This window comes from Amycolatopsis sp. NPDC102522, assembly GCF_055584485.1.
Genome location: NZ_JBVJLY010000030.1, coordinates 79,038 through 100,799, shown reverse-complemented (window position 1 = coordinate 100,799; position 21,762 = coordinate 79,038). Strand labels below are relative to the sequence as shown.

Genomic DNA, 21,762 nt, shown 5'->3' with positions numbered 1-21,762 from the left:
GTTCCATCGTGGGCGTGAACGGGCGGCGAACAGCGGCAGGAACCGACGCGCGGCTGGTCCGCACGCCGGTCACCGGCACGCCGTCGTTCCAGTGGGATGCGGGCGCCCGCCGCCTGCTGGCCGCCCCGGACGGCTTCCGAAGGGTCCTCGGCGGTCCGGGCACGGGTAAAACGGCCTTGCTGGCGTCGGCGGCTTCGCGGCGCATCGCGGAGGGCGCGAACCCGGAGAGTGTGCTCATCCTGACCACGTCCCGCAAGGCGGCCGACGTCCTGCGCGCCGACATCACCCACCGGCTCACCACCGATCCGGAAGAGGATCCGCTGCCGCGCACGATCCGCGAGCCGCTCGTGCGCACGGTGCATTCGTACGCGTACGCGCTGTTGCGCATGGAGGCGCAGGCCGACGAACTCCCGCCGCCTCGCCTGCTGGCCGGAGCGGAGCAGGACGTCGTCGTCCGCGACCTGCTCGCCGGTGACCTCGAAGCGGGCGCGCTCGACTGGCCGGAGCAGCTGCGGCCCGCGTTGAACGTGCCCGGGTTCGCCGAGGAACTGCGAGACCTCCTGCTCCGCGCCGCCGAACGCGGGCTCGGCCCGGAGGACCTGGTCGAGCTGGGCAGGCGGCGTGACCGCGAAGAGTGGATCGCCGCGGGGCACTTCTGGAGCCAGTACGAAGAGGTCACGCTGCTGCAGGGCGCGGGCGGCAACGCGCTCGGCGTCGCGAGCGCGCCCGCGCTGGACGCGGCGGAACTCGTCACGTCGGCGCTGCTGGCGCTGGAGGACGACCCCGAACTGCGCGAACGCGAGCAGCGCCGGGTCCGGCACCTGTTCGTCGACGACGCGCAGCATCTCGACCCGTTGCAGACCCAGCTCATCCGGCTCATCGGGCACGCGGCCGACGAGTTCGTCGTCGCGGGCGACCCCGATCAGTCCGTGTTCTCCTTCCGCGGCGCGGATCCCCGGCTGTTCGCCGACGCGGACGAAGACGGCGATCGCACGGTCCTGCTGACCACCGCGCACAGGCTCGCCCCGGTGATCCGCACGGCCGTCACGAAACTCGGCTCCGGGCTGCCCGGCTCGTCGCCGCAGCGCAAGCTCGTCGACGCGCCGGACGCCGAGGGCGGCGCCGTCCGCGTCCGCCTGATGCCGACCCCCGCCGGCGAGGCCAGCTGGATCGCCGATCAGCTTCGCCGCGCGCATCTCGTCGACGGCGTGCCGTGGTCGGAGATGGCGGTGCTCGTCCGGTCGCCTGCCCGTACCTTCCTTGTCCTGCAACGTGCGCTGCGGGCGGCCGGGGTGCCGATCGGTTCGGCCACCGAGGAACTGCCGCTCGCGAAACAACCCGCCGTCCGGCCGTTGCTGGCGATGCTGCGGCTCGCCGCCGATCCGGAACTGCTCGACGTCGACCTCGCCGAGATGCTGCTGTCCTCGCCCCTGGGCGGCGCGGATCCGCTCGCCCTGCGACGGCTGCGCCGTGGTCTGCGAAGGCTGGAGCTCGCAGGCGGGGGCCAGCGATCCAGTGACGAGTTGCTGGTGGAAGCCTTGCGCACCAACGACGTCCTCACCGGGCTCGCCGAGGTCGAGTCGCTGCCGATGCGCCGGATCGGTGGCCTGCTGCACGCGGCACACCAGGCCGTGGTGCGCGGTGAAGGCGTCGAGCAGGTGCTGTGGGAGCTGTGGCAGGACAGCGGTCTGGAGCAGCGGTTCCTGCGCCTGGTCGATCGCGGCGGTTCCCTGGGCTCGCAGGCGGACAGGGATCTCGACGCGATCGTCGCGCTCTTCGACGCGGCCGGTCGCTATGTCGACAGGTTGCCGAGGGCGAGTGTCGCTTCGTTCGCGGATTACCTGTCCTCGCAGAACATCGCCGGTGGCACGCTGGCACCCGCGGCCATGAAGAGCGAGGGTGTCTCGCTGCTCACGGCGCACGCGTCCGCCGGTCGCGAGTGGACGGTCGTTTCGATCGCCGGGGTCCAGGAGGGCAGCTGGCCGGATCTGCGGCTGCGCGGTTCCGTGCTCGGCGTGGAACGGCTGGTCGACCTCATGTCCGGCGTCGACGACGAGAAGGTGTCCGCCACCGCCCCGATTCTCGCCGAAGAACGACGGCTGTTCTACCTCGCTGCGAGCCGCGCGCGGAAGACGTTGCTGGTCAGCGCGGTCGCGGGGGAGGATGAGCAGCCTTCGCGGTTCATCGACGACCTGGAGGAGAACGGCGCGGACGACGGCGGCCTCGACTCGCGGATGAAGCCGGCGGGGCGTTCGCTGGTGCTCGCCGAACTCGTCGGCGAGCTGCGCGAGGTCGTCTGTGATGAGTCGAGTGAGCCGGAAAGACGGCAGCGGGCGGCGCGTCAGCTCGCGAAACTGGCCGCCGCCGGGGTGCCGGGCGCGCATCCGGGCACCTGGTACGGCCTGCTGGAACCTTCCACCAGCGAACCCGTGCACGGGCCGGGTGACCTCATCCGCATCTCACCGTCCACTGTGGAGGTTCTGGTCAAATGTCCGCTGCGGTGGCTGATCGAACGCCACGGCGGCAGTGACCCGGCGCAACTCGCCGCCGTCACCGGGACCCTGGTGCACGGGCTCGCGCAGGCCGTCGCGGGCGGCAGCAGCGACGAACAGATCCGCGCGGCCCTCGACGAGGCGTGGGTGCGGGTCGACGCGGGGGCGCCGTGGTTCTCGCGCCGCGAGCGGTCCCGGGTCGAGCAGATGCTGCGGAACTTCATCTCCTGGCTGGAATCCAGCCGTCGGGAGCTGATCGAGGCCGGGGTCGAGCAGGACATCGAGGTCGAGCTGCCCATGGGGGAGGACGACGTCCGCGTGCTCCTGCGCGGCCGGGTCGACCGCGTCGAGATGGACAAGGACGGCCGCCCCGTCGTCATCGACATCAAGACCGGCAAGGTCCCGATCTCCGCCGCCGACGCCGAGGAGCATCCGCAGCTGGCCGCGTACCAGCTGGCCGTGCTGCTCGGCGCGGTCGAGGGCGGTTCGAAACCCGGTGGCGCGCGGCTGGTCTACGTCGCGAAGTCCAACAACAAGACCGGATCCACCCAGCGTGAGCAGGCGCCGCTGGACGAGGACGGCGGCAAGCAGTGGCTCGAACTGGTGCGTTCGGCCGCCGGATCCGCCGCGGGCCCGGAGTACGGGGTCACCGAGAACCCGGACTGTGATCGTTGCCCGGCAAGGGGTTGCTGTCCGCTGCGGCCCGAGGGCAGGCAGGTGACCGGTCCTTGATCTCCGAACTCCAGCGCCGCCAGGTCGAACCAGGCGAGATCGCCCGCGCGCTCGGCCTGCACAGCCCGACCGACGAACAGGCCGAGGTCATCGCCGCCCCCATCGAGCCGTCGCTGGTCGTCGCGGGGGCCGGCGCGGGCAAGACCGAGACGATGGCCGCGCGGGTCGTGTGGCTGGTGGCCAACAGCGTCGTGCCGCCGGAACGCGTCCTCGGCCTGACCTTCACCCGCAAGGCCGCCCGCCAGCTCGGGGAACGCGTGCGCACCCGGCTGCGGCGTCTGGTCGGATCGGGGCTGCTCGACAAGATCGACCCGACCGGCGACCTGCGCATGACGGTGACAGCCGGGGAGCCGACGGTGCTCACCTATCACGCGTACGCCGGGCGGCTGCTGTCCGAACACGGTCTGCGGCTGCCTGTCCAGCCCGGGGTCCGGCTGCTTTCGGAGACGTCTTCGTGGCAGTTCTCCCATCGCGTGGTGTCCACTTGGGACAACGATCTCGACACCGATCGCGTGCCCTCCACGGTGACAGCGCAGTTGCTGGCGCTGGCCGGGGAACTCGGCGAGCACCTGGTCGAGACCGAACGGCTGGCGCAGTACACGTCGTGGCTGTGCGACGTCATCGAGAAGGCGCCGCGGGCCAAGGGGCAGCGCGCTTCCCTGCCGCAGAAACTGGCCGAAGTCATGACGGCGCAACGGTTCCGGCTCGCCCTCCTGCCGCTTGTCGAGGCGTATCACACGCGCAAACGGGCCGAAGGCGCGCTCGACTTCGCCGACCAGATGTCGCTGGCCGCGCAGCTCGCCGACAACTATCCGGCGGTGGTCGCGGGGGAACGCGAGCGGTACGGCGCCGTCCTGCTCGACGAGTACCAGGACACCGGGCACGCCCAGCGGATCCTGCTGCGGTCGCTGTTCGGCGGCGTCGAACATCCGCCGATGCCGGTGACGGCGGTGGGCGACCCGGCACAGGCCATCTACGGCTGGCGCGGGGCGAGCGCGGCGAACCTGCCCCGGTTCACCACGGACTTCCCCCGTGACAACGGCGAACGGCTCGTCCCGGCACTGGATTTCGGGCTGCTGACCAGTTTCCGCAACCCGCCCGAGGTGCTCGAACTCGCGAACGCGATCTCACAACCGTTGCGGGAGCGCGGTCTCGGTGTCGCGCGGCTGCGCGCGCTGGAAGGCGCGGGAACGGCCGACATCGCCACCGCGCTGTTGCCGGACGTCCGCGCCGAACGCGAGTGGGTGGCCGACGCGGTGGCGAAACGCTGGTTCGAAACCGTGGAGGAGACCGGAAAACCACCGACGGCCGCGGTGCTGGTGCGCCGTCGCGCGGACATGGCGCCGATCGCGGCCGAGATGCGGGCACGCGGTCTTCCCGTGGAGGTCGTCGGACTCGGCGGCCTTCTCGACGAACCCGAGGTCGCGGACCTGGTCAGTACGTTGCGGGTGCTCGCCGATCCGCTCGCGGGCAGCGCGGCCGCCCGGTTGCTGACCGGGGCGCGCTGGCGGATCGCGGCGGCAGACCTCGCGGCGTTGTGGCGCCGCGCGGGCGAGCTCTCCTCGCCGGTGCCGCCTTCGGGAAAGTCCGATGTGGACGAACCGGTGCTGGTGACCGAACGGGTCGAACAGGCCGGGCTCGCCGACGCGATCGACGATCCCGGGACACCGGAACGGTATTCGCCCGAGGGCTACCGGCGGATCCGGCGCGTCGGCAACGAGCTTTCGGCGTTGCGCCGCCGACTCGACCAGTCGTTGCCGGAACTGGTCGCCGACGTGGAACGCACCATGCTGCTCGACGTCGAGTCGCTGGCCAGGCCGGGGCCCGCCGGGCGCGCGCATCTGGACGCTTTCGCTGACGTCGTCACGGATTTCGCCGAGACTTCGCCGACGGCCACTCTTTTGTCCTTTGTGGACTACCTGAACACGGCCGCGCACGCGGAGGACGGGCTCACCCCCGGCGAGGTGGAAGTCGTGCCGGACCGGGTCCAGGTGCTGACCGTGCATTCGGCCAAGGGGCTGGAATGGCGCATCGTCGCGATTCCGCACCTGGTCAAGGAGGTCTTCCCCGGCAGGCGGCGCTCGTCGTCGTGGCTGCGGACGTCGACCTCGTTGCCTGCCGCGTTGCGCGGGGACTCGGAGGACCTGCCGGAGCTGCGGGTCGCGGAAGGCTATGACCGCAAGGAAGTCCAGGAAGCGCTGGAGCTGCACGAAGAGGGCTTCGTCGCGCGGGAAGCGGACGAGGAACGGCGGCTCTGTTACGTCGCGCTGACCCGCTCCGAGCACACGACGCTGATTTCCGGCCATTGGTGGAACGAGAGCAGCGCACGGCCGAAGGGGCCGTCGGAGTTCCTGCTCGAAATCGGTGAGGTGATGCGGGAGAACTCGGTCGGCCGGATCGAGCACTGGGCGGACGAGCCCGAGGCCGACGGGCAGAATCCGCTGGTCGCGGACTCCCGCCGGTCGCGGTGGCCGGTCGATCCGCTGTGGCCGCGTCGCGAGGGCGTCACCAACGGGGTCGACATGGTTCTCGGCGCGATGGAAAACACCGAAGACGCGGAAGACACCGAGGAAGAGGACGATCCGGACGGCTGGATCTCCGACACCAAGGTGCTCTTGGAGGAGCGGGCGCGGGCGCGGGACCGGGTGCAGCAGGTCGTGCTGCCGCCGCATCTTTCGGTGAGTCAGCTGGTCGAGCTGTCGGCGGACCCGGCCGCGCTGGCCAAACGGCTGCGGCGGCCGCTTCCCGTGCGCCCCAACACTTACGCGCGTCGGGGGACGGCGTTCCACGGGTGGCTGGAGCAGCGGTTCGGCGGCGAGCAGCTGCTGGAGATCGACGATCTGCCGGGGGCGGCGGACGTCGACGAGGCGCCCGATTCGGAGCTGGAGGCGTTGCAGACCGCGTTCGAGAAGAGCGAGTGGGCGAACAGGGTGCCGCACGCCGTCGAGATCCCGTTCTCGGCCGACGTGGTGGGTGTGACGCTGCGCGGGCGGATGGACGCCGTGTTCGCCGATCCCGACGGTGGCTGGACCGTCGTCGACTGGAAGACCGGCGGCGTCCCGGACAAGGACCGGCTCGAGTCGCTGGCCGTGCAGCTGGCGGCGTATCGGCTGGCGTGGGCGGCCTTGAAGAAGATCCCCGTGGAGAAGGTGCGGGCGGCGTTCCACTACGTGAAACACGACAAGACCGTCCGCCCGGCGGATCTACTGGACGCCGAAGGCCTGCGGAACCTCCTGCGGAGCGTCCCCACGCCCTAGGCGCGGTCGCGGACCTTCAGCGCCCAGGTCACCAGCGGGATCTGCAGCGGGACGCGGGCCCAGAAGGCCGCTCGCCAGTGCTTCGGGGCCTTCCGGCGGTCGGCGTCGACGGCCATCTTCACGTTCCCCGGCAGGACCACGACGAACAGCAGCGCGGCCGCGAGCCCGCCGAGACGTCGCGTCTTCGGCGCGGCGACCGCGGCGGCGACGCCCAGCTCGGCCACACCGGAGCCGTAGGTCCACGCCCGGGCCGAGCCGGGGAGCTGCTTCGGGATGATCGCGTCGAAGGGCTTCGGCTGGACGAAGTGCAGGACACCGGCCGCGCCCAGCAGGCCGGCGAGGAAATAAGCGGGCCGCTGAGACGGCTGGGAATCCGAAGACATGCCCTGAGCTTCGCATACCGCGCTGAACGTAAGGTTCGTCGGCTATCCTCGGCGACCGTGAGTGACGCGGACCAGGCCGGAGCCTGTGCATGAGGGTTCTCAAGCGTTTCCCGGTCCGGCTGAGCGACCGCCCGGACCACGAGCTCGTCGGCGTGATCCGGATGCCGGAACTGACGGTCAGCCCGCTGCGGTCGATCCTCAAACGGATCATCGGCGCGATGCTCGCCCTGCTCGCGACCGTCCTGATCGTCTACCTCGACCGGGACGGCTACCGCGACACCAACGGCGACGGGCTGAGCTTCCTCGACAGCCTCTATTACGCGACCGTGTCGCTGTCGACCACGGGTTACGGCGACATCGCGCCCGCGACGTCGTCCGCGCGGCTGGTGAACGTCCTGGTGATCACCCCCCTGCGGGTGCTGTTCCTCATCGTCCTGGTCGGTACCACACTCGAAGTGCTCACCGAGCGCTCCCGGCAGGCTTTCAAGATCCAAAAGTGGAGGACGAAGGTGCGTGACCACACGGTCGTCGTGGGATTCGGCACGAAGGGCCGGTCGGCGGTCAACGCGCTGCTCGGGGACGAGAGCGTCGAGCCCGACCACATCGTCGTCGTCGACACCGACCAGCAGGCACTGGAAGCGGCGACGTCACTCGGCCTGGTGACCGTGCACGGTTCGGCCACTCGCGCCGACGTCCTGCGCGTCGCCGGCGTGCAGCGGGCCAAGGCCGTCGTCGTCGCCCCGAACCGGGACGACACCGCGGTGCTGGTCACGCTGACCGCGCGCGAACTGGCGCCGAAGTCGCACATCGTGGCGTCGGTGCGGGAGGCGGAGAACGTCCACCTGCTCAAGCAGTCCGGTGCGAACCAGGTCGTGGTGTCGAGCGAGACCGCCGGACGCCTGCTCGGCATGGCGACGTCGACACCGCTGGTGGTCGACATGGTCGAGGACCTGCTCACCCCCGAGTCCGGCCTCGCGATCGCCGAACGCCCGGTTGAACCGTCCGAAGAGGGCGGTTCGCCGCGGCACCTGCCGGACATCGTGCTGGGCGTCGTCCGCGACGGCGTCCTGTACCGCGTGGACGCTCCGCAGGCCGACGCGATCGAGCCGGGGGACAAGCTGCTGTACATCCGGAAGGTGACCGCCGCGGAGACGATCGAGCGGTAGCGGGGGAGCTTTGATATCACCCTCCCTGAACCAGAGGGCTCCTGTGTTTTGCCGCGAGGTTCTGGGAGCATGGCGAGCGTGCGCAAGCGATCGGACCCCGCCAGAGGGCTCACCCCGGGGTGGAACTCCCTGGCCGTGGCGGCCGGTGCCGTCCTGCTGGTGATCTTCCTGGCCTGGTTCGCCGGGCCGGGCCTGTTCGGTATCACGAACGACACTCAGGGGACGACCGTGCAGGCCGAGGTCGTCGAGCCCGCGCCCTGTACGGGCGGCGGGGCCAGCGAGAAGGTCAAGTTCGAATTCGGCGGCAAGCCGGTCGTGGGGTCGCTCAACGGCTGCGGGCACGGCAAGGGCGAGCGCATCGACGTCGTCGTCCCTGACGGTGCTTCGGGGGACGGGATCGCGGTGCACGCGGTCGACACGACGGCGGGCGCCAGCGACGGGCGGCGGCCGCTGGGGCTGGCCCTGCTGGTGTTCAGCTGCTTCGCGGGCGGGATGTACGTCTTCCTGGTGCTGCGCGGACCGCGCGTCCCCGTGGCTGCCTGACCCCCGTGCCTGAACCCCGACCGAGGGTGACCAGCCGAGCGACCACCCAAGTACGTGAAGGCCCCCTTCATTGCGCCTAGCGCAATGAAGGGGGCCTTCACGTACTTCGCAAAAGTCAGGAAACGGCGCTGGCCGGGGCCGAGAAGGTGTTGCAGTCGGCGATCCGGTTGTTGCTCGCACCCGCCCGCCACCAGGACGCGTAATGCGCGTTCGTCCCGTGGTCCTGGCTGCGCGAGGTGTTGTCGCCCCGGGTCTCCTGGTCGTTCCAGGCCTTGTTGTACATGTCGCGGCTGACCGTGCCGCCCTGGTCGACGTGCGCGCCGAGGAACATCCCGGAGAAGCACTGCGCCTGCAGTTCCTTGCGCCGCGACATCTCCAGCCCGGCGGGGCTGTTCTGGCCCGCGTCGTAGATCTTCTGCCAGGCCGCGTCCATCAGCCCGGCGACCTCCTGCACGTGATGCCCGTACTCGTGCGCGAAAAGGGCGAGGTAGACGCCGGGGTTGTTGCCGTACTGATCGGTCTGCAGACCGCGGAACGGCACGTAGAGGTTGTTCTCGCAGTAGTACGCCGCCGTCGCGATTCCCACCTGGATCGTGCCGCATTCGGTTTCGAAGCTGGCGCCGGTCGGGAAGTGCAGGGCGGGCGGGGTGAACGGCAGTTTGTAGGCGTCGAGGAACGGGCCCCACGCGTTGTCGAGGCATTTGCCCGCCGCGGTGAAGAACGCTTCGGCGGCCTGCTGGCTGCTCTGCCACTGCGGCAGCGCGCAGACGCGGTTCCGCAGTCCGGCGTTGGGATCCTGGAGGATCGGGTGGTCGCCGAGCTTGAGGACCTTCTGCGGCCCGCTCGAAGAGGACGGCGCCTTGGTCGGCGACGTCGGGAACGGGTTCGTCGAGGACGAGGGTGACGCGGACCCGCTCGGCGGCAGTTCCGCGGCCGAGGTCGGATTCGGCAGGGTGCTGTAGCCCGCGTTCGCTACGTGATCGTTGCCGTCACGACTGAGTGAAACGATCGCGACCAGGCCGAGAACCAGGACGGCGACCGCGCCGAGGCAGATGCCGACGATCGCGCCGACGGACCGGCGCGGCGGCGGCGGGAACTGGTGCGGCGCGCCGTGCCACTGGGCAGGGGGCTGGCCGTGCACCGGCGGTGGCTGGACGGCGCCGCGTGGCGGCCACTGGCCGTGGGGCGGTTGCGTCATCAAGTCGGTCCCGGTGGTTCTAGGGGCGAACCGGGGGTACCCGGTCCGATGTTCAGCATAACGAGCTAACGGCCTCCCCTCCCACTGCTTGGCTGCAGAGGGTATCCAGGGTGAGGCGAGTGGTCACCCATCAGTGTCGTCCCCCCAGCTCTGGCTGGGTGTCGGACCCTCTGGAAGAGTGTGCGTAAGCAACGTGAACGGGTAAGGGGCTGTCGCATGACGGAGACCGGCGGACCGTCCGGGCCGGAAGGCACCGAGACGCCGAAGCCGCAGGCGGACCAATCGGCACAGCCGCAGGCGGACGCACCGACGCCGCCGCAGGGTGAGCCGCTGCCGCCGGCGCCGGAACAGCAGTGGCAGTCCCCGTCCGGGGCCACGCCGCCGCCTCCGCTGCCGTCCTATCAGCCGCCGCGGCAGCAGTACGCGAACTGGAAGGTCGGTCTCGGCAGGCCCGGGGTCATCCCGCTGCGCCCGCTGAACCTGACCGACATCCTCGACGGCGCGATCACGGCCATGCGCAGGTACTGGCGGATGGTCTTCGGCGCCGCCGCGGTGACCGCCGTGCTCACCGCGGCCCTCAACCTGGTCGGGTTGCTGCTGGTCGACACCAGCGGCGATCTCGCGAAGGTGCGTGATCTCGGCCCGGCGGCCACCGATCAGGAACTGATGAACCAGTTGCTCGGCGTCCTGGGCGGATCACTGGCGACGTCGTTCATCACCCTCGTCGCCACCCTGCTCGGGACGACCATCCTCACCGGATTCCTGACCGTCGTGATGGGCAAGGCCGTCCTCGGCAAGCCGATCGTCTTCAAGGAAGCGGTCAAGGAGGCGACGCCGCGGCTGTTGCCGCTGCTCGGGCTGACCGTGCTCTACACGCTGGCGATCCTGGTCGGGGCGATCTTCTGCCTGCTGCCGGCGATCATCCCCTACACCTTCTGGGCGCTGGCCAGCCCGGCGTTCATCCTCGAACGCGGCACCGTGATGGAGGCGTTCCGCCGGTCGGTGAAGCTGGTCTCGGGCATGTTCTGGCGGGTCTTCGGGATCCTGTTGCTGGCGTACGTGGTCTCGTCGTTCCTGGCGTCGATCATCACGCTGCCGTTCAGCTTCAGCGCGTTCCTGTCGATCTTCGGCAACCTGGACCAGATGTACATCCCCTCGACCGGTGACCTGATCCTGCAGTCGGTGGGCACGGTGATCGCGCAGACCATCGTCGGGCCGTTCACCGCGCTGGTGACCGTGATCCTCTACATCGACCAGCGGATGCGCCGCGAGGGCATGGACATCGAGCTGGCCCGTGCGGCCGGGATCGCGACGCCGCCCCCGCCGCAGGCATGGTGACGCGCTTCCTCACCGACGTCCCGGTCGACATCGACCGGGACACCGCCCGGCTGCGCGCGGCCGAGGAGCTCTCGGGTTCGGCATACCAGAACGCGAAACCGAGCTGGCTGTCCGAGGCGTTCAACTGGGTGCTGGAAAAGCTGCTGAGCTTCCTCGACACCGTCAACAGCGCCGTGCCCGGCGGGATCTTCGCCGTGCTGCTGCTGATCGTCGTGCTGATCGTGCTGGTGGTGGTGATCAGGCTGCGGTCCGGTCCCTTGGCGACGTCGGCCAAGAGCGGCCGGGCCGTGTTCGCGGGGCAGCGCAAGGCTTCCGGCGAACATCGCAAGGCGGCCGAGGAGGCCGCTTCCCGCGGTGACTTCGACGATGCCGTCCGTGAGATCTTCCGCGCCGTGGTGCGGTCGCTGGAGGAACGGGCGCTGCTGGACGAGAAATCCGGCCGGACCGCCGACGAGGCCGCCAACGAGGCCGGACGGCTGCTCCCGGACGTCGCCGCGCCGCTGCGCGCCGGTGCCCGGTTGTTCGACGATGTCCACTATGGAGGGATCCCGGCCACCGAGGACGGCTACCGGTCACTGTCCGAATTGGACGAAGCCTGCCGCCGTGCCAGGCCCGTCGCGCTGGCGGCCGGATGACCTCGGTCTCGCCCGACGCCCGCCGGGTCTGGCGCGGGGTGCGGCTCCCGCTCGCGGTCGTCTTCCTGCTCGTGCTGACCGGGACACTGCTCGTCCTCGTCCAGGGCGAGCAGACCACCGGCGTGCTCGAACCGGGTTCCTACGAACCCGGCGGCAGCCGTGCGCTGGCGACTTTGCTGGAGCGGGAAGGCGTCAAGATCACCACGGTGCACACGGCCGCCGAGCTCAAGGGCGCCGCGGCGGGCGCGACCGTCCTGATCACCCAGCCCGCCTACGTGCCCAAGAGCACCTTCACCGCGATCCGCCGGGATGCCGAGAACGTCGTGCTGGTGCGGCCGAGTCCGGGCACGGTCGACGAAGTCCTCCCCGGGGTGCGGGTGAGCGGTCAGCTCGAAACCGAGACTCGCGCTCCCGACTGTCAGGTCGAGGACGCGCTCGCCGCCGGGAGCGCGACGATGGGCGGCCTGAAGTACGCGGCCACGCAGCCCAGGGCACGGGAATGCTACGGCGGTTCGTACCTCGAAGTGCCCGGTCCACAAGGGACGGTGACCGTGCTCGGCGGTCCCGAGCCGCTGACCAACGAGTGGCTGGCCGACGAAGGCAACGCTGCGCTCGCGATGCGGCTGCTCGGAAAGCAGGACAGGCTGGTCTGGTACCTGCCGACGCCCGCCGATCCGTCGCTGGAGAACGAGAAGAAGCCGCTGTCCGAACTGATCCCGGCTGGCTGGTCCTACGCGGCCCTGCAGGCCGGGTTCGCGGTGGTGCTGCTGGCGTTGTGGCGTTCCAGGAGGCTGGGGCCGGTGGTGACCGAACCGATCCCGGTCGTGGTGCGCGCGGCCGAGGCCACCGAGGGACGGGCACGGTTGTATCGCAAGGCGAAGGCCGCCGCGCACGCCGGGGAAACCCTGCGTGAGGCGGCCCGCGCGCGGCTTCGGCCGTTGCTGGGGCTCACCCGCGACGCCGAACCCGCCGCACTGGTGGAATCCGTCGCCGCGCGGACCGGCCGGGCACCTGCCGAGGTCGGCGCGCTGTTGTACGGGGATCCGCCCGCAGACGACGCCGCGCTGGTGCGGCTGGCGGACGGACTCGATGTCGTGGAACGAGAGGTGGAGCGGTCTTGAGTACCGAACAGGCCGGACAGCCCGGACAGTCCAGTGTGGACGGTGCGGCCGAAGCGCGGGCGGCGCTGATCGCCCTGCGCGCCGAGGTCGGGAAGGCCGTGGTGGGCAACGACGCGGCCGTCACCGGGCTCATCATCGCGTTGCTGTGCCGGGGACACGTGCTGCTCGAAGGCGTTCCGGGCGTGGCGAAGACCTTGCTGGTGCGGGCCTTGGCCGCGGCACTGGACCTGAAGACGACCCGGGTGCAGTTCACGCCGGACCTCATGCCGGGCGACATCACCGGCTCGATCGTCTACGACGCGCACAGCGGCGAGTTCTCCTTCCGCGAGGGCCCGGTGTTCACGAACCTCCTGCTGGCGGACGAGATCAACCGCACCCCACCGAAGACGCAGTCGTCGCTGCTGGAGGCGATGGAGGAGCGGCAGGTCTCCAGTGACGGCAAGACGCGGCCGCTGCCCGACCCGTTCATCGTCATCGCGACGCAGAACCCGGTCGAATACGAAGGCACGTACCCGCTTCCCGAGGCGCAGTTGGACCGGTTCCTGCTGAAGCTGACCATGCCGACCCCGTCCCGCGAGGACGAGTTCGGCATCCTTTCCCGGCACGCGCAGGGTTTCGACCCGCGGAACCTGGCCGCGGCCGGGATCCAGCCGGTCGCCGGGATCGCCCAGCTGGACGCCGCGCGGCGCGCTGTCGCCGGGGTCACCGTGCGTCCCGAAGTGCTCGCCTACATCGTCGACGTCTGCCGGGCGACGCGGGCGCTGCCGTCCGTGCGCCTCGGCGTTTCCCCGCGTGGCGCGACGGCACTGCTGGCCGCGACCCGGGCGTGGGCGTGGCTCGCGGGCCGTGACTACGCCACGCCGGACGACGTCAAAGCCTTGGCACGGCCGTCTTTGCGGCACCGGCTCGATCTGCGGCCCGAAGCCGAACTCGAAGGCGCGACCGCCGACGGTGTGCTGGACCGCGTCCTCGCGTCCGTGCCCGTTCCACGCTGATGGCCGTCACCGGGCGGCTCGGGCTGCTGGCGCTCCTCGCGGCGCCGGTGGTCGGCTTCCTGCTGCCCTCGTTGGCCGGGATCGGGCTGGCCGCGGCGGTGCTGTTCCTGTTGGTGGTACTGGATCTCGTGCTCGCCGGGAGTGTGCGGCGGCTGGTGTTCGCGCGGTCCGGCGCGACGTCCGTGCGGCTCGGGGAAGCCTGCGAGGTCACGCTGACCGTGGCCAACCCCGGTGGCCGTCCCGTGCGGGCGCGGCTCCGGGACGCCTGGCCGCCCAGCGCCGGCGCGGACGACAGGCACCGGCTTTCCCTGCCCGCGGGCGAAAGGCGGGTCGTGACCACCCGGCTCCTGCCGACGCGGCGCGGAGACCGGACAGCGGCCAGGGTCACCGTCCGCTCGACAGGGCCGCTGGGGCTCGCGGCGCGGCAGGGTTCGCACGACGTGCCGTGGACCGTGCGGGTGCTGCCGCCGTTTCACAGCCGCAAGCATCTGCCGTCGCGGCTGGCGCGGCTGCAGCAGCTCGACGGCCGCAACGCGGTGCTGATCCGGGGCCAGGGCACGGAATTCGACTCCCTGCGCGAGTACGTGATCGGCGACGACGTCCGCTCGATCGACTGGCGGGCCTCGGCGCGCGCGTCCGACGTCATGGTGCGGACGTGGCGCCCCGAACGCGACAGGCACGTGGTGCTGGTCCTCGACACCGGCCGCGTTTCGGCGGGCCGGGTCGGCGACGCGCCGCGGCTCGACGCGGCGATGGACGCGGCCCTGCTGCTGGCCGTGCTCGCGGCGCGGGCGGGTGACCGCGTCGACCTCCTGGCCTACGACCGGCAGGTCCACGCCGCGGTCCAGGGATCTTCGGATCTGTTGCCCGCCTTGGTGAACGCGATGGCGCCGCTCGAACCGTCGCTGGTCGAGACCGACGCGCGGGGGATGATCGCCGAGGTGCTGCGACGGACCCGGCGGCGCGCGCTGGTCGTGCTCCTGACCGGGCTGGACGCGGCGCCGCTGGAAGAAGGCCTGTTCCCGATCCTGTCCAAGCTGACCTCGCGGCATCAGCTGATGATCGCTTCGGTGGCGGACCCGCGGGTCGCCGAGATGGCGGCGGGCCGCGGCGATGCGGAAGCTGTCTACGACGCGGCCGCGGCCGAGCGGGTGCTGGCCGAACGGCGCCAGGTCACCGCGCGGCTGGCGCGGCACGGGGTCGAGGTCGTCGACGCCGTGCCCGAGGACCTGCCCCCGCGGCTGGCCGACCGCTACCTCGCGCTGAAGGCGGCCGGACGGCTGTGATGTCGAGAGCCGCGAACCGGCTCCGACCCCCTGGTGAACCGATCATCAGGAGGACCCGATGGATTTCGACCGGCACCGCTCCGACCGGCACTGCTTCGACCGGCACTGTGCGGAGATCGTCCGGACGCGGGCGACGTCGCCGGTGCCCGACGACCAGGTGCGCCGGGTCGACGGTGACGACTCCGGCCCGCTCCCCGGGTCTTGGCTGGTGGACGGCGCTTCCCGGCTGGCGTCGGCGCTGCGGGAAGCGGGACCCGACGCCGAGGTCTGGGTGCCGTTCCACTACCGGACCGCGTCGTTCTACGCGCGCCGGTTCACGCACGAGACGCTGGTCCACCGCGCTGACGCGACCCTCGCCGCGGGGCTGGAGTTCCATGCCTCGCCCGAAGTCGCGCTCGACGCCGTCGACGAGTGGATGGAGCTAGAAGCGCTGTCGCTGCACTTCGAGTTCCGGCCGGAGAAGCGGGAGATCCTCGGTCCTGGAAGGTCCGTGGGTTTCGAAGCGGGGGAGCACGCCTGGTTCCTCGACCTCGACGGCTCTGAGGTCAGCTGGGAGCGGGGCCGGCGAGGGGCCGCGGTGACCGTCCGAGGTTCGCTGACGGATCTGGTGCTGGCGCTTTACCAGCGCAAGGACGCCACCGACGTCACGGGTGATCTTGAACTGTTCAAGCTGTGGCAGACCCACGTGCGGTTCGGCTGAACCCGATGGAGTGGTGCCGGTTGGCTGCGGGTGTCGTGGGCGGTTAGCTCGGAAGGAGATCCAGACCGACCACGATTGGGGTCCGGCTTGCGCAAGGTCGTGCTGTTCTTCGCACTGCTCCCGGTGGTGCTGCTCGTTTCACCCGCTTCCGCGCAACCCGCCGGGACCCCGGTCTACCTCGCCGACGGCGGCGGGAACGTCTCGCTGTCCGCGGCCGATGGCAAGCTCGTCCTCGCCGACGCGAAGGACGCCGGCGCGCGGTGGCTGTACGACAAGGCGGCGCTCTCGTACAAGCATGTCCCGAGTGGACAGTGCCTGGCGGCGATCAGCCCCGTCGACGGGGTCGGCGTCAAACTCGTGGCGTGCGACGGCAAGGACCGCTACCAGCAGTGGCGCCGCAACGCCGGGCTGCCCGGGCTGGTGCTGCTGGCGAACGTGGCGACCGCGCGCTGTCTGACCGCCGAGGCGCCGACCGCCGGGGCGCGGCTGTACCAGGAGGTCTGTTCGCTGCCCGGGCTCGCCAACACCTGGGCGGCCGGGGTGCGGACGCTCGCGATCCTGTCCGGCAACGGGCAGCGGCTGTCGTCGAAGACGCCGGGGCAGCCGTTCGTGGTGCGCGTGATCGGGGAGAACGGCCAGCCCGCGGCCGACGTCCCGGTGAACTTCTTCGTACGCGCGGCGCGGCCGAAGAACGTGCTCGTCTTCGAGGGCGGAGCCGAGACGGCGACGGCGAAGACCGGTGCCGACGGTTCGGCGACGAGCCCGAAGATCGTCCTGACCGAACCCGGCGAGTTCGAGATCCGGTTCGCGGGGAGCGCGGGTCTGGAGGACGGGAACAGCATCGCTTTCGAGGGGAGTTGCAGCTGCTGAGCCGTTTTGGCTGGGTCTCGTGAGTGGTGAGTGTCGTTCTAACGACAGTTACCACTCACGAGACCCAGTGCTCACTTGCGCCTTTTGATGGCCCTGTAGTGCCGCGTGGCTGTGGTCGGGGTGTTGCGAAAGCCACTTTCGCAACGTCGGTTGCGGCGAAGGCGGGCGCGGCGTGTGGAGTGCGGTGTAGAGCCTCGTGAGTGGCTACGACGGTTCTAACGACACTTACCACTCACGACCACCTGGACCGGGAACTCACCTGCTGTTTAGGCCACCAGCGCGAAACTGGAGTAGTACTCGCCCGACGGATCCCGCGTGCCGCTCCGGTCGGGGCTGACCTCGGCGCCGACCCAGCCCTGGAACGCCCCCGCGTCGTCGATCACCTGCAGCAGCGGCCGGACGTGGCTGTTGCCGAGGTAGCAACCGTCGTAGGACAGGCATTCGCACCAGAACTCGTAGCTGTTGCGCCGCCCGCCGAAGGCGTCGCTCAAGTAGTAGAAACGCCTGTCGCCGGTGTCGATGATCTTCTGCGCGCACGCCGCGTGGCCGGGACCGGCGGGGCAGCAGGAGGACGGGTCGCAGCCGGAGTCGTACTGCACGAATCCGAGACACGAGCCGTCGTCGCAGTTGTTCCACCCGGGGCCGACGCCGAGGGCACCGTTGCTTCCCCTGGTCCAGTTGGTGATCGCGCGGCGATTCACACCCTGGCCTTCCAGCAGGTACGAGCGCTGGGTCGCGCGGACCGAGCTCATCGGGGCCTTGCTGGTCTGGGCGAGGGAAGCGTTGCTGCCGTAGGCGATGCCGCTGCTGATCGAGTAGTTGTCGCCGACCAGTTGCATCCGGCCGAGACCCGGCCGGGTCTCCGAAACCGACCACGTCTCGGCCAGGTTCACGGGTGTGGTCGTGCCGTTGACGGTGCTGCTGGTCCAGGTGATGGCCACCTGTCCGGAGTTCTCGGCATAGGTGCCGGTGAAATGACCGTTCGGTTCACCGGTGAAGCCCGGCGCGGTCTTGATCGGGCAGTTGTTGCGGGGATTGGAGCCCGGCGGCCAGTTGCCGCAGTAATAGACGTCGTCGCTGTTGACCGGGGCGGGGAAGTCCGCCTGGCTCCAGGTCCAGAAATTGTGCGCGACGGTGTTGTCGGCCGGGTTGAACACGAGATAGCCGAGCCGGACGTAGTTGCGGTCGGCGTCGGTCCGGAATCCGCCGACGCTCACCACCCAGTTCTGTTTACCCGAAGGCGCGGCCGAGGTCTTGGCCTGGGAGGCGCCGACGAGAAGCGTCGAGGTGAGAATGGACAGGACGACTATCGCGAATACGCGTAAACGTTTTCTCCCCATGGGAGGAGCTAACCAGGTCAGCCCGCTTCAGGTCGAGAATCTCCAGCGTATCGCCAGTCGACATCACCCACTTCGCCCGCTTTCGCGGCACGACGCCCGACAATGAACACATAGAGTAAAAACGCGACCTCGGCGATTACTCCGATTCCGATCCTCGCCCAGGTCGGCAGGCCCGACGGCGTCACGAAACCTTCGATCACGCCGGAGATCAGCAGGACCACGGTCAGCCCCAGCGCCATCACCACGACCGAGCGCCCCTGCTCGCCGAGCGCCGCGGTCCGGGAGCGGCGTCCCGGGTCGATGACCGTCCAGCCGAGCTTCAGCCCCGTCCCGGCCGCGACGAACACCGCGGTCAGCTCCAGCAGGCCGTGCGGCAGGATCAGGCCGAAGAACACGTCGAGCCGCCCGGCCGAGGACATCAGCGCCGCGCCGATCGCGAGGTTCAGCGAGTTCGCCCAGAGCGCGTAGATCACCGGGAGCCCCAGCACCACGCCGAGGAACAGACAGGTCGCGGCCACCCAGGCGTTGTTGGTCCAGACACGCGCGGCGAAGGAGCCGGCGGGGTCGGACGAGTAGTACGTCTCGTACTTTCCGCCCGGCGCCGTCAGGTCCTTGAACTCCTCGGGCGAGGCCAGCGACGCGAGCACCTGCGGGTCGCCGGCGATCCACACCGCCGCGATCGCCATCACCGCGATCGACGCCGCCGCCGCCGCCAGCCACCAGCGCCTGCTCAGGTACAGCGCCGCGGGGAACCGGTGGGTGAAGAACAGCCGGACCTCGCGCCAGGCGGGACTGTGCGAACCGGTGACCGCCGAACGGGCCTTCGCGACCAGCCCGGACAGCTGCGCGACGAGCACGGGATCGGGCGCGACCGAGCGGATGATCGAAAGATGCGTCGCGACGCGCTGGTACAGCGTCACCAGCTCGTCGGCGTCCGGACCGCTGAGTTTCCCGGCGCGGCCGACGAGCTCACGCAGCCGGTTCCACTCGGCCTGGTGCGCGGCGACGAACACGTCCACGTCCAACTCGGAGCCCTCCCGGTGATCGTCCTTGGTCGCCCAGCCTATTCGTCACTACGCTTGCCGCGTGGAACAAGAGTCCGAACTCGTCACCGGCGAGGCCGTCGTCCTGGACGTGCGCGCGGCGAAACTGGCCAGCCGCGGGCTCGCCATGATGCTCGACGTCGCCATCCAGCTGCTCGCGCTCTTCGCGGCGGTGCTGGTACTGAGCCAGGTCGCCGCGTTCGGGGACGAGGCGCTCGCGCTGACCCTGTTCCTGGTGACCCTCGTGCTGATCATGGTCGGCTACCCGGTGATCTTCGAGACACTGAGCCGCGGCCGCACCCTCGGGAAGATGGCGCTCGGCCTGCGGGTGGTCCGCACCGACGGTGGCCCGGTCCGATTCCGGCACGCGCTGGTCCGCGGGCTCGCCGGGTTCTTCATCGACTTCTGGGCGCTGGGCCTGCTCGGCGTCGTGGCGGTGGTCACGTCGCTGCTGTCGCCCAACGGCCGCCGCGTCGGCGACTACCTCGCCGGCACCCTGGTGATCCGGGAACGCATGCCCGCCTCCCGGACGCCGTACGTCGGGATGCCGCCGCAGCTGGCGTACTGGGCTTCGCAGCTGGACCTGACCCGGCTGCCGAACGACCTCGCGCTGGCCTGCCGTCAGTACTTGAGCCGCACGAGCGAGCTTCGCCCCGAAGCGGCCGAAGCCCTCGGACACGGGCTCGCGCAGCAGGTCGCCGGGGTGATCGGGGCGCCGGTGCCGCCGGGGGTGCCGTCGTGGGCGTATCTGTCGGCGGTGCTGGCGGAGCGACGGCAGCGGGACCAGGCGAAGTTGCAGCCTCAGTACGCGCCGCCCGTGCCTGTCGCCCAGTACGCGCCTCCTGCGCAGCCCGGGGCGCAAGGGCAGTACGCGCAGCCGTATCCGCAGGTGGCCGCTCCCGCGCCGATCACGCAGCCGGTCGCCCCGCCGCAGCCGGTCGCCCCGCCGGAGGCTTCGCCGGAACCGGAAAACCCCTTCGCGCCGCCAGGCTGACCTGCACCCGTTCCGTGAAGCCGGTAAGTAAGTACATGAAGGCCCCCTTCATTGCGCTAGACGCAATGAAGGGGGCCTTCATGTACTGAGAGCCTGCGTTGCCGTGCGTGAAGGTCGAGTTTCCTTCGCTGAGCCGAGGGAAGGAGGCCTTCACGGACCAGCAGCCAGAGCGACCCAGCGACCCAGCGTCAGGAGACGTTGGCCGAGCTCGCCGCCCACGTGTTGCACTCGAACATCCGGTTCTTCTGCGCGCCGTGCTGCCACCACGAGACAGCGTGCGCGTCGGAGCCGTGGTCGCGCGGGCCGCCGTTGTGGTCGCCGCGGTCCTGCGAGCCCCAGGCGTCCCGGTACATCGCCTGGTCGACCGAGCCGCCGCGGCCCACCGTCGAGCCGAGGAACGTCCCGGACAGACACTGCGCCGAAAGCTCGTTGCGCCGTGACATCTCCAGGCCTGCCGCCGAGTCGGTGCCCGCGTCGTACCGTGCGTCCCAGTAGGCCTCCGAGATCCCGGAAAGCGCCTGGATGTGGTGCGCGTACTCGTGGGCGAAGACGGCCAGATAGACCCCGGGCCGGTTGCCGTACTGGTCGGGCTGAAGGCCTTCGTACGGCATGTACAGCGTCTCGTTCTGCGAGCAGTAGAACGCCGCCACCGTGCCGCCGCTGGCGTCACCGCACGGGCTCGACCAGTTCTTGCCGGACGGGTACTTCACGGTCGGGACCCGGAACGGCAGTTTCGTGTAGCTCATGACCTGCTGCCAGACACTGTCCAAACAGGGCCGCGCGCTTTCGAAGAACGCCGACGACGCGCTCGGGTTGGTCGCCCAGCGCGAGAGGTTGCACGCCTGGTTCGGCAGGCCGACCTTGTTGTCCATCCACAGCGGGTTGTCCGCCAGCTTGTGCTGCGGCTGCGGGCCGGACGGTGCCCGGCTCGCCGAGGTCTCCCGGGTCGAGCCTGCGGACGTCTCCCGCGACGCGGTCGAATCGCGTGAACGGGTGCTCGTCGCGGAGGTGTCGCCGGACGTGGTGGTCGTCGTGGAGTCCGAAGAGGACGAAGTCGTCGGGAACGTCGAATAGCTCGAGTATCCGGCGTCCGCGACGTGCTTCGAGCGGCCGTTCGCGATGGTGATCACCATGAGCAAACCGCCCAGCACGGCCATCACGGCCACGATCGCGACCGCGGCGATGACACCGCCGTTCGACTTCTTCGCGCGATATCCCCCATAGGGAGCGAAGGCGGGCGGCGCGAACCGCGGGCCGTAAGGAAGCTGCGGCGGCCCGACGGCACCGGGCCGGAACGGGACCGGCGCGCCGATCTGCGGCGGCGGCAACGGAACCGCACCGGGCGGGGGCAACGGCATCCCGCCGCTCGGCGGGCCCGGCCGGTATGGCGGCGGGATCGGCGTCGGCTGTGAGACCGGCGGGCGGCCGGGGCCCGGCGGTGGCTGGTGACCCGGCTGCCCAGGACGGCCGGCCGGTCCCGGCCGGTTCGGCGGCGGCACCGGCGGCCTGCCCTGCGGACCGCCACGTGGCGGCAGCGGGCGCGCCCCCGGCGGCGGGAGTGGACGGCCACCCTGCGGCGGCCGAGGTGGTCCAGGTGGTCCCGGAGGCCCCGGTGGTGGCGGAGTCGGCCGGCGCCGCGGATCAGGCGGGCCGGGCGGCTGGTGGTTCA

General features: G+C 70.5%; 17 protein-coding genes. 12 read left to right on the top strand and 5 right to left on the bottom strand.

Translation table 11 applies throughout. The features are described 5' to 3' along the window. Positions 1-8: 8 nt before the first annotated feature. Both ACZ6YV_RS40445 and ACZ6YV_RS40440 read left to right on the top strand, forming a co-directional pair. The gene (locus ACZ6YV_RS40445; protein ID WP_465514677.1) at positions 9-3,224 is read left to right on the top strand and encodes an ATP-dependent helicase; all 3,216 of its coding nucleotides are present in this window, start codon (positions 9-11) and stop codon (positions 3,222-3,224) included. Beyond that, entirely contained in the window at positions 3,221-6,481 is a 3,261-nt protein-coding gene (locus ACZ6YV_RS40440; RefSeq protein ID WP_465514676.1) for an ATP-dependent helicase, read from the top strand. Before ACZ6YV_RS40445 ends, ACZ6YV_RS40440 begins: the two co-directional genes overlap by 4 nt. On the opposite strand, the gene ACZ6YV_RS40435 is transcribed toward ACZ6YV_RS40440, so the two are convergent. Then, on the bottom strand, positions 6,478-6,864 hold the full coding sequence (locus tag ACZ6YV_RS40435) for a DoxX family protein (RefSeq protein ID WP_465514675.1): 387 nt from the start codon (positions 6,862-6,864) through the stop codon (positions 6,478-6,480). The genes ACZ6YV_RS40440 and ACZ6YV_RS40435 overlap by 4 nt on opposite strands. A gap of 89 nt (positions 6,865-6,953) precedes the next feature. Between ACZ6YV_RS40435 and ACZ6YV_RS40430 the strand changes: the two genes are divergently transcribed. Together ACZ6YV_RS40430 and ACZ6YV_RS40425 are read left to right on the top strand one after the other, a co-directional pair. Then, positions 6,954-8,030, top strand: coding sequence for a potassium channel family protein (locus ACZ6YV_RS40430; protein ID WP_465514674.1), 1,077 nt, complete (start codon positions 6,954-6,956; stop codon positions 8,028-8,030). A 135-nt stretch (positions 8,031-8,165) separates the two neighbouring features. After that, the gene (locus tag ACZ6YV_RS40425) at positions 8,166-8,573 is read left to right on the top strand and encodes a hypothetical protein (RefSeq protein ID WP_465514697.1); all 408 of its coding nucleotides are present in this window, start codon (positions 8,166-8,168) and stop codon (positions 8,571-8,573) included. A 115-nt stretch (positions 8,574-8,688) separates the two neighbouring features. Here ACZ6YV_RS40425 and ACZ6YV_RS40420 read toward each other — a convergent pair whose 3' ends face one another. Next, entirely contained in the window at positions 8,689-9,771 is a 1,083-nt protein-coding gene (locus tag ACZ6YV_RS40420; protein ID WP_465514673.1) for a neutral zinc metallopeptidase, read from the bottom strand. A 216-nt stretch (positions 9,772-9,987) separates the two neighbouring features. Here ACZ6YV_RS40420 and ACZ6YV_RS40415 point away from each other — a divergent pair, with 216 nt between their 5' ends. The 7 genes from ACZ6YV_RS40415 (at position 9,988) to ACZ6YV_RS40385 (ending at position 16,716) form a co-directional block, all read left to right on the top strand. Beyond that, entirely contained in the window at positions 9,988-11,109 is a 1,122-nt protein-coding gene (locus ACZ6YV_RS40415; RefSeq protein WP_465514672.1) for a DUF7847 domain-containing protein, read from the top strand. Beyond that, positions 11,103-11,744 (top strand): DUF4129 domain-containing protein, encoded by a 642-nt coding sequence (locus ACZ6YV_RS40410; protein WP_465514671.1) that lies wholly within the window; start codon positions 11,103-11,105, stop codon positions 11,742-11,744. Before ACZ6YV_RS40415 ends, ACZ6YV_RS40410 begins: the two co-directional genes overlap by 7 nt. Next, positions 11,741-12,865: a DUF4350 domain-containing protein gene (locus ACZ6YV_RS40405; protein ID WP_465514670.1), complete on the top strand. Its 1,125-nt coding sequence runs from the start codon at positions 11,741-11,743 to the stop codon at positions 12,863-12,865. Before ACZ6YV_RS40410 ends, ACZ6YV_RS40405 begins: the two co-directional genes overlap by 4 nt. Before the next feature lie 35 nt (positions 12,866-12,900). After that, positions 12,901-13,860 (top strand): AAA family ATPase, encoded by a 960-nt coding sequence (locus ACZ6YV_RS40400; protein ID WP_449224189.1) that lies wholly within the window; start codon positions 12,901-12,903, stop codon positions 13,858-13,860. After that, on the top strand, positions 13,860-15,146 hold the full coding sequence (locus ACZ6YV_RS40395; protein WP_465514669.1) for a DUF58 domain-containing protein: 1,287 nt from the start codon (positions 13,860-13,862) through the stop codon (positions 15,144-15,146). Before ACZ6YV_RS40400 ends, ACZ6YV_RS40395 begins: the two co-directional genes overlap by 1 nt. Positions 15,147-15,204: 58 nt before the next feature. Next, a complete protein-coding gene (locus ACZ6YV_RS40390; RefSeq protein WP_465514668.1) occupies positions 15,205-15,846 on the top strand; it encodes a maleylpyruvate isomerase family mycothiol-dependent enzyme in 642 nt (213 codons plus the stop codon). Positions 15,847-15,933: 87 nt separating this feature from the next. Further along, on the top strand, positions 15,934-16,716 hold the full coding sequence (locus tag ACZ6YV_RS40385) for a hypothetical protein (protein ID WP_465514667.1): 783 nt from the start codon (positions 15,934-15,936) through the stop codon (positions 16,714-16,716). A gap of 266 nt (positions 16,717-16,982) precedes the next feature. Here the strand turns inward: ACZ6YV_RS40385 and ACZ6YV_RS40380 are convergent, their stop codons facing one another. After that, positions 16,983-18,056: a hypothetical protein gene (locus ACZ6YV_RS40380; RefSeq protein WP_465514666.1), complete on the bottom strand. Its 1,074-nt coding sequence runs from the start codon at positions 18,054-18,056 to the stop codon at positions 16,983-16,985. Between the two features lie 17 nt (positions 18,057-18,073). Next, positions 18,074-19,081 (bottom strand): stage II sporulation protein M, encoded by a 1,008-nt coding sequence (locus ACZ6YV_RS40375; RefSeq protein WP_465514665.1) that lies wholly within the window; start codon positions 19,079-19,081, stop codon positions 18,074-18,076. Positions 19,082-19,142: 61 nt separating this feature from the next. Here ACZ6YV_RS40375 and ACZ6YV_RS40370 point away from each other — a divergent pair, with 61 nt between their 5' ends. Next, entirely contained in the window at positions 19,143-20,093 is a 951-nt protein-coding gene (locus ACZ6YV_RS40370) for an RDD family protein (protein WP_465514664.1), read from the top strand. A 188-nt stretch (positions 20,094-20,281) separates the two neighbouring features. On the opposite strand, the gene ACZ6YV_RS40365 is transcribed toward ACZ6YV_RS40370, so the two are convergent. Continuing rightward, positions 20,282-21,592 carry a neutral zinc metallopeptidase gene (locus tag ACZ6YV_RS40365; RefSeq protein WP_465514663.1) on the bottom strand — a complete coding sequence of 437 codons (1,311 nt, stop codon included), beginning with the start codon at positions 21,590-21,592 and terminating at the stop codon, positions 20,282-20,284. Between the last annotated feature and the right edge of the window lie 170 nt (positions 21,593-21,762).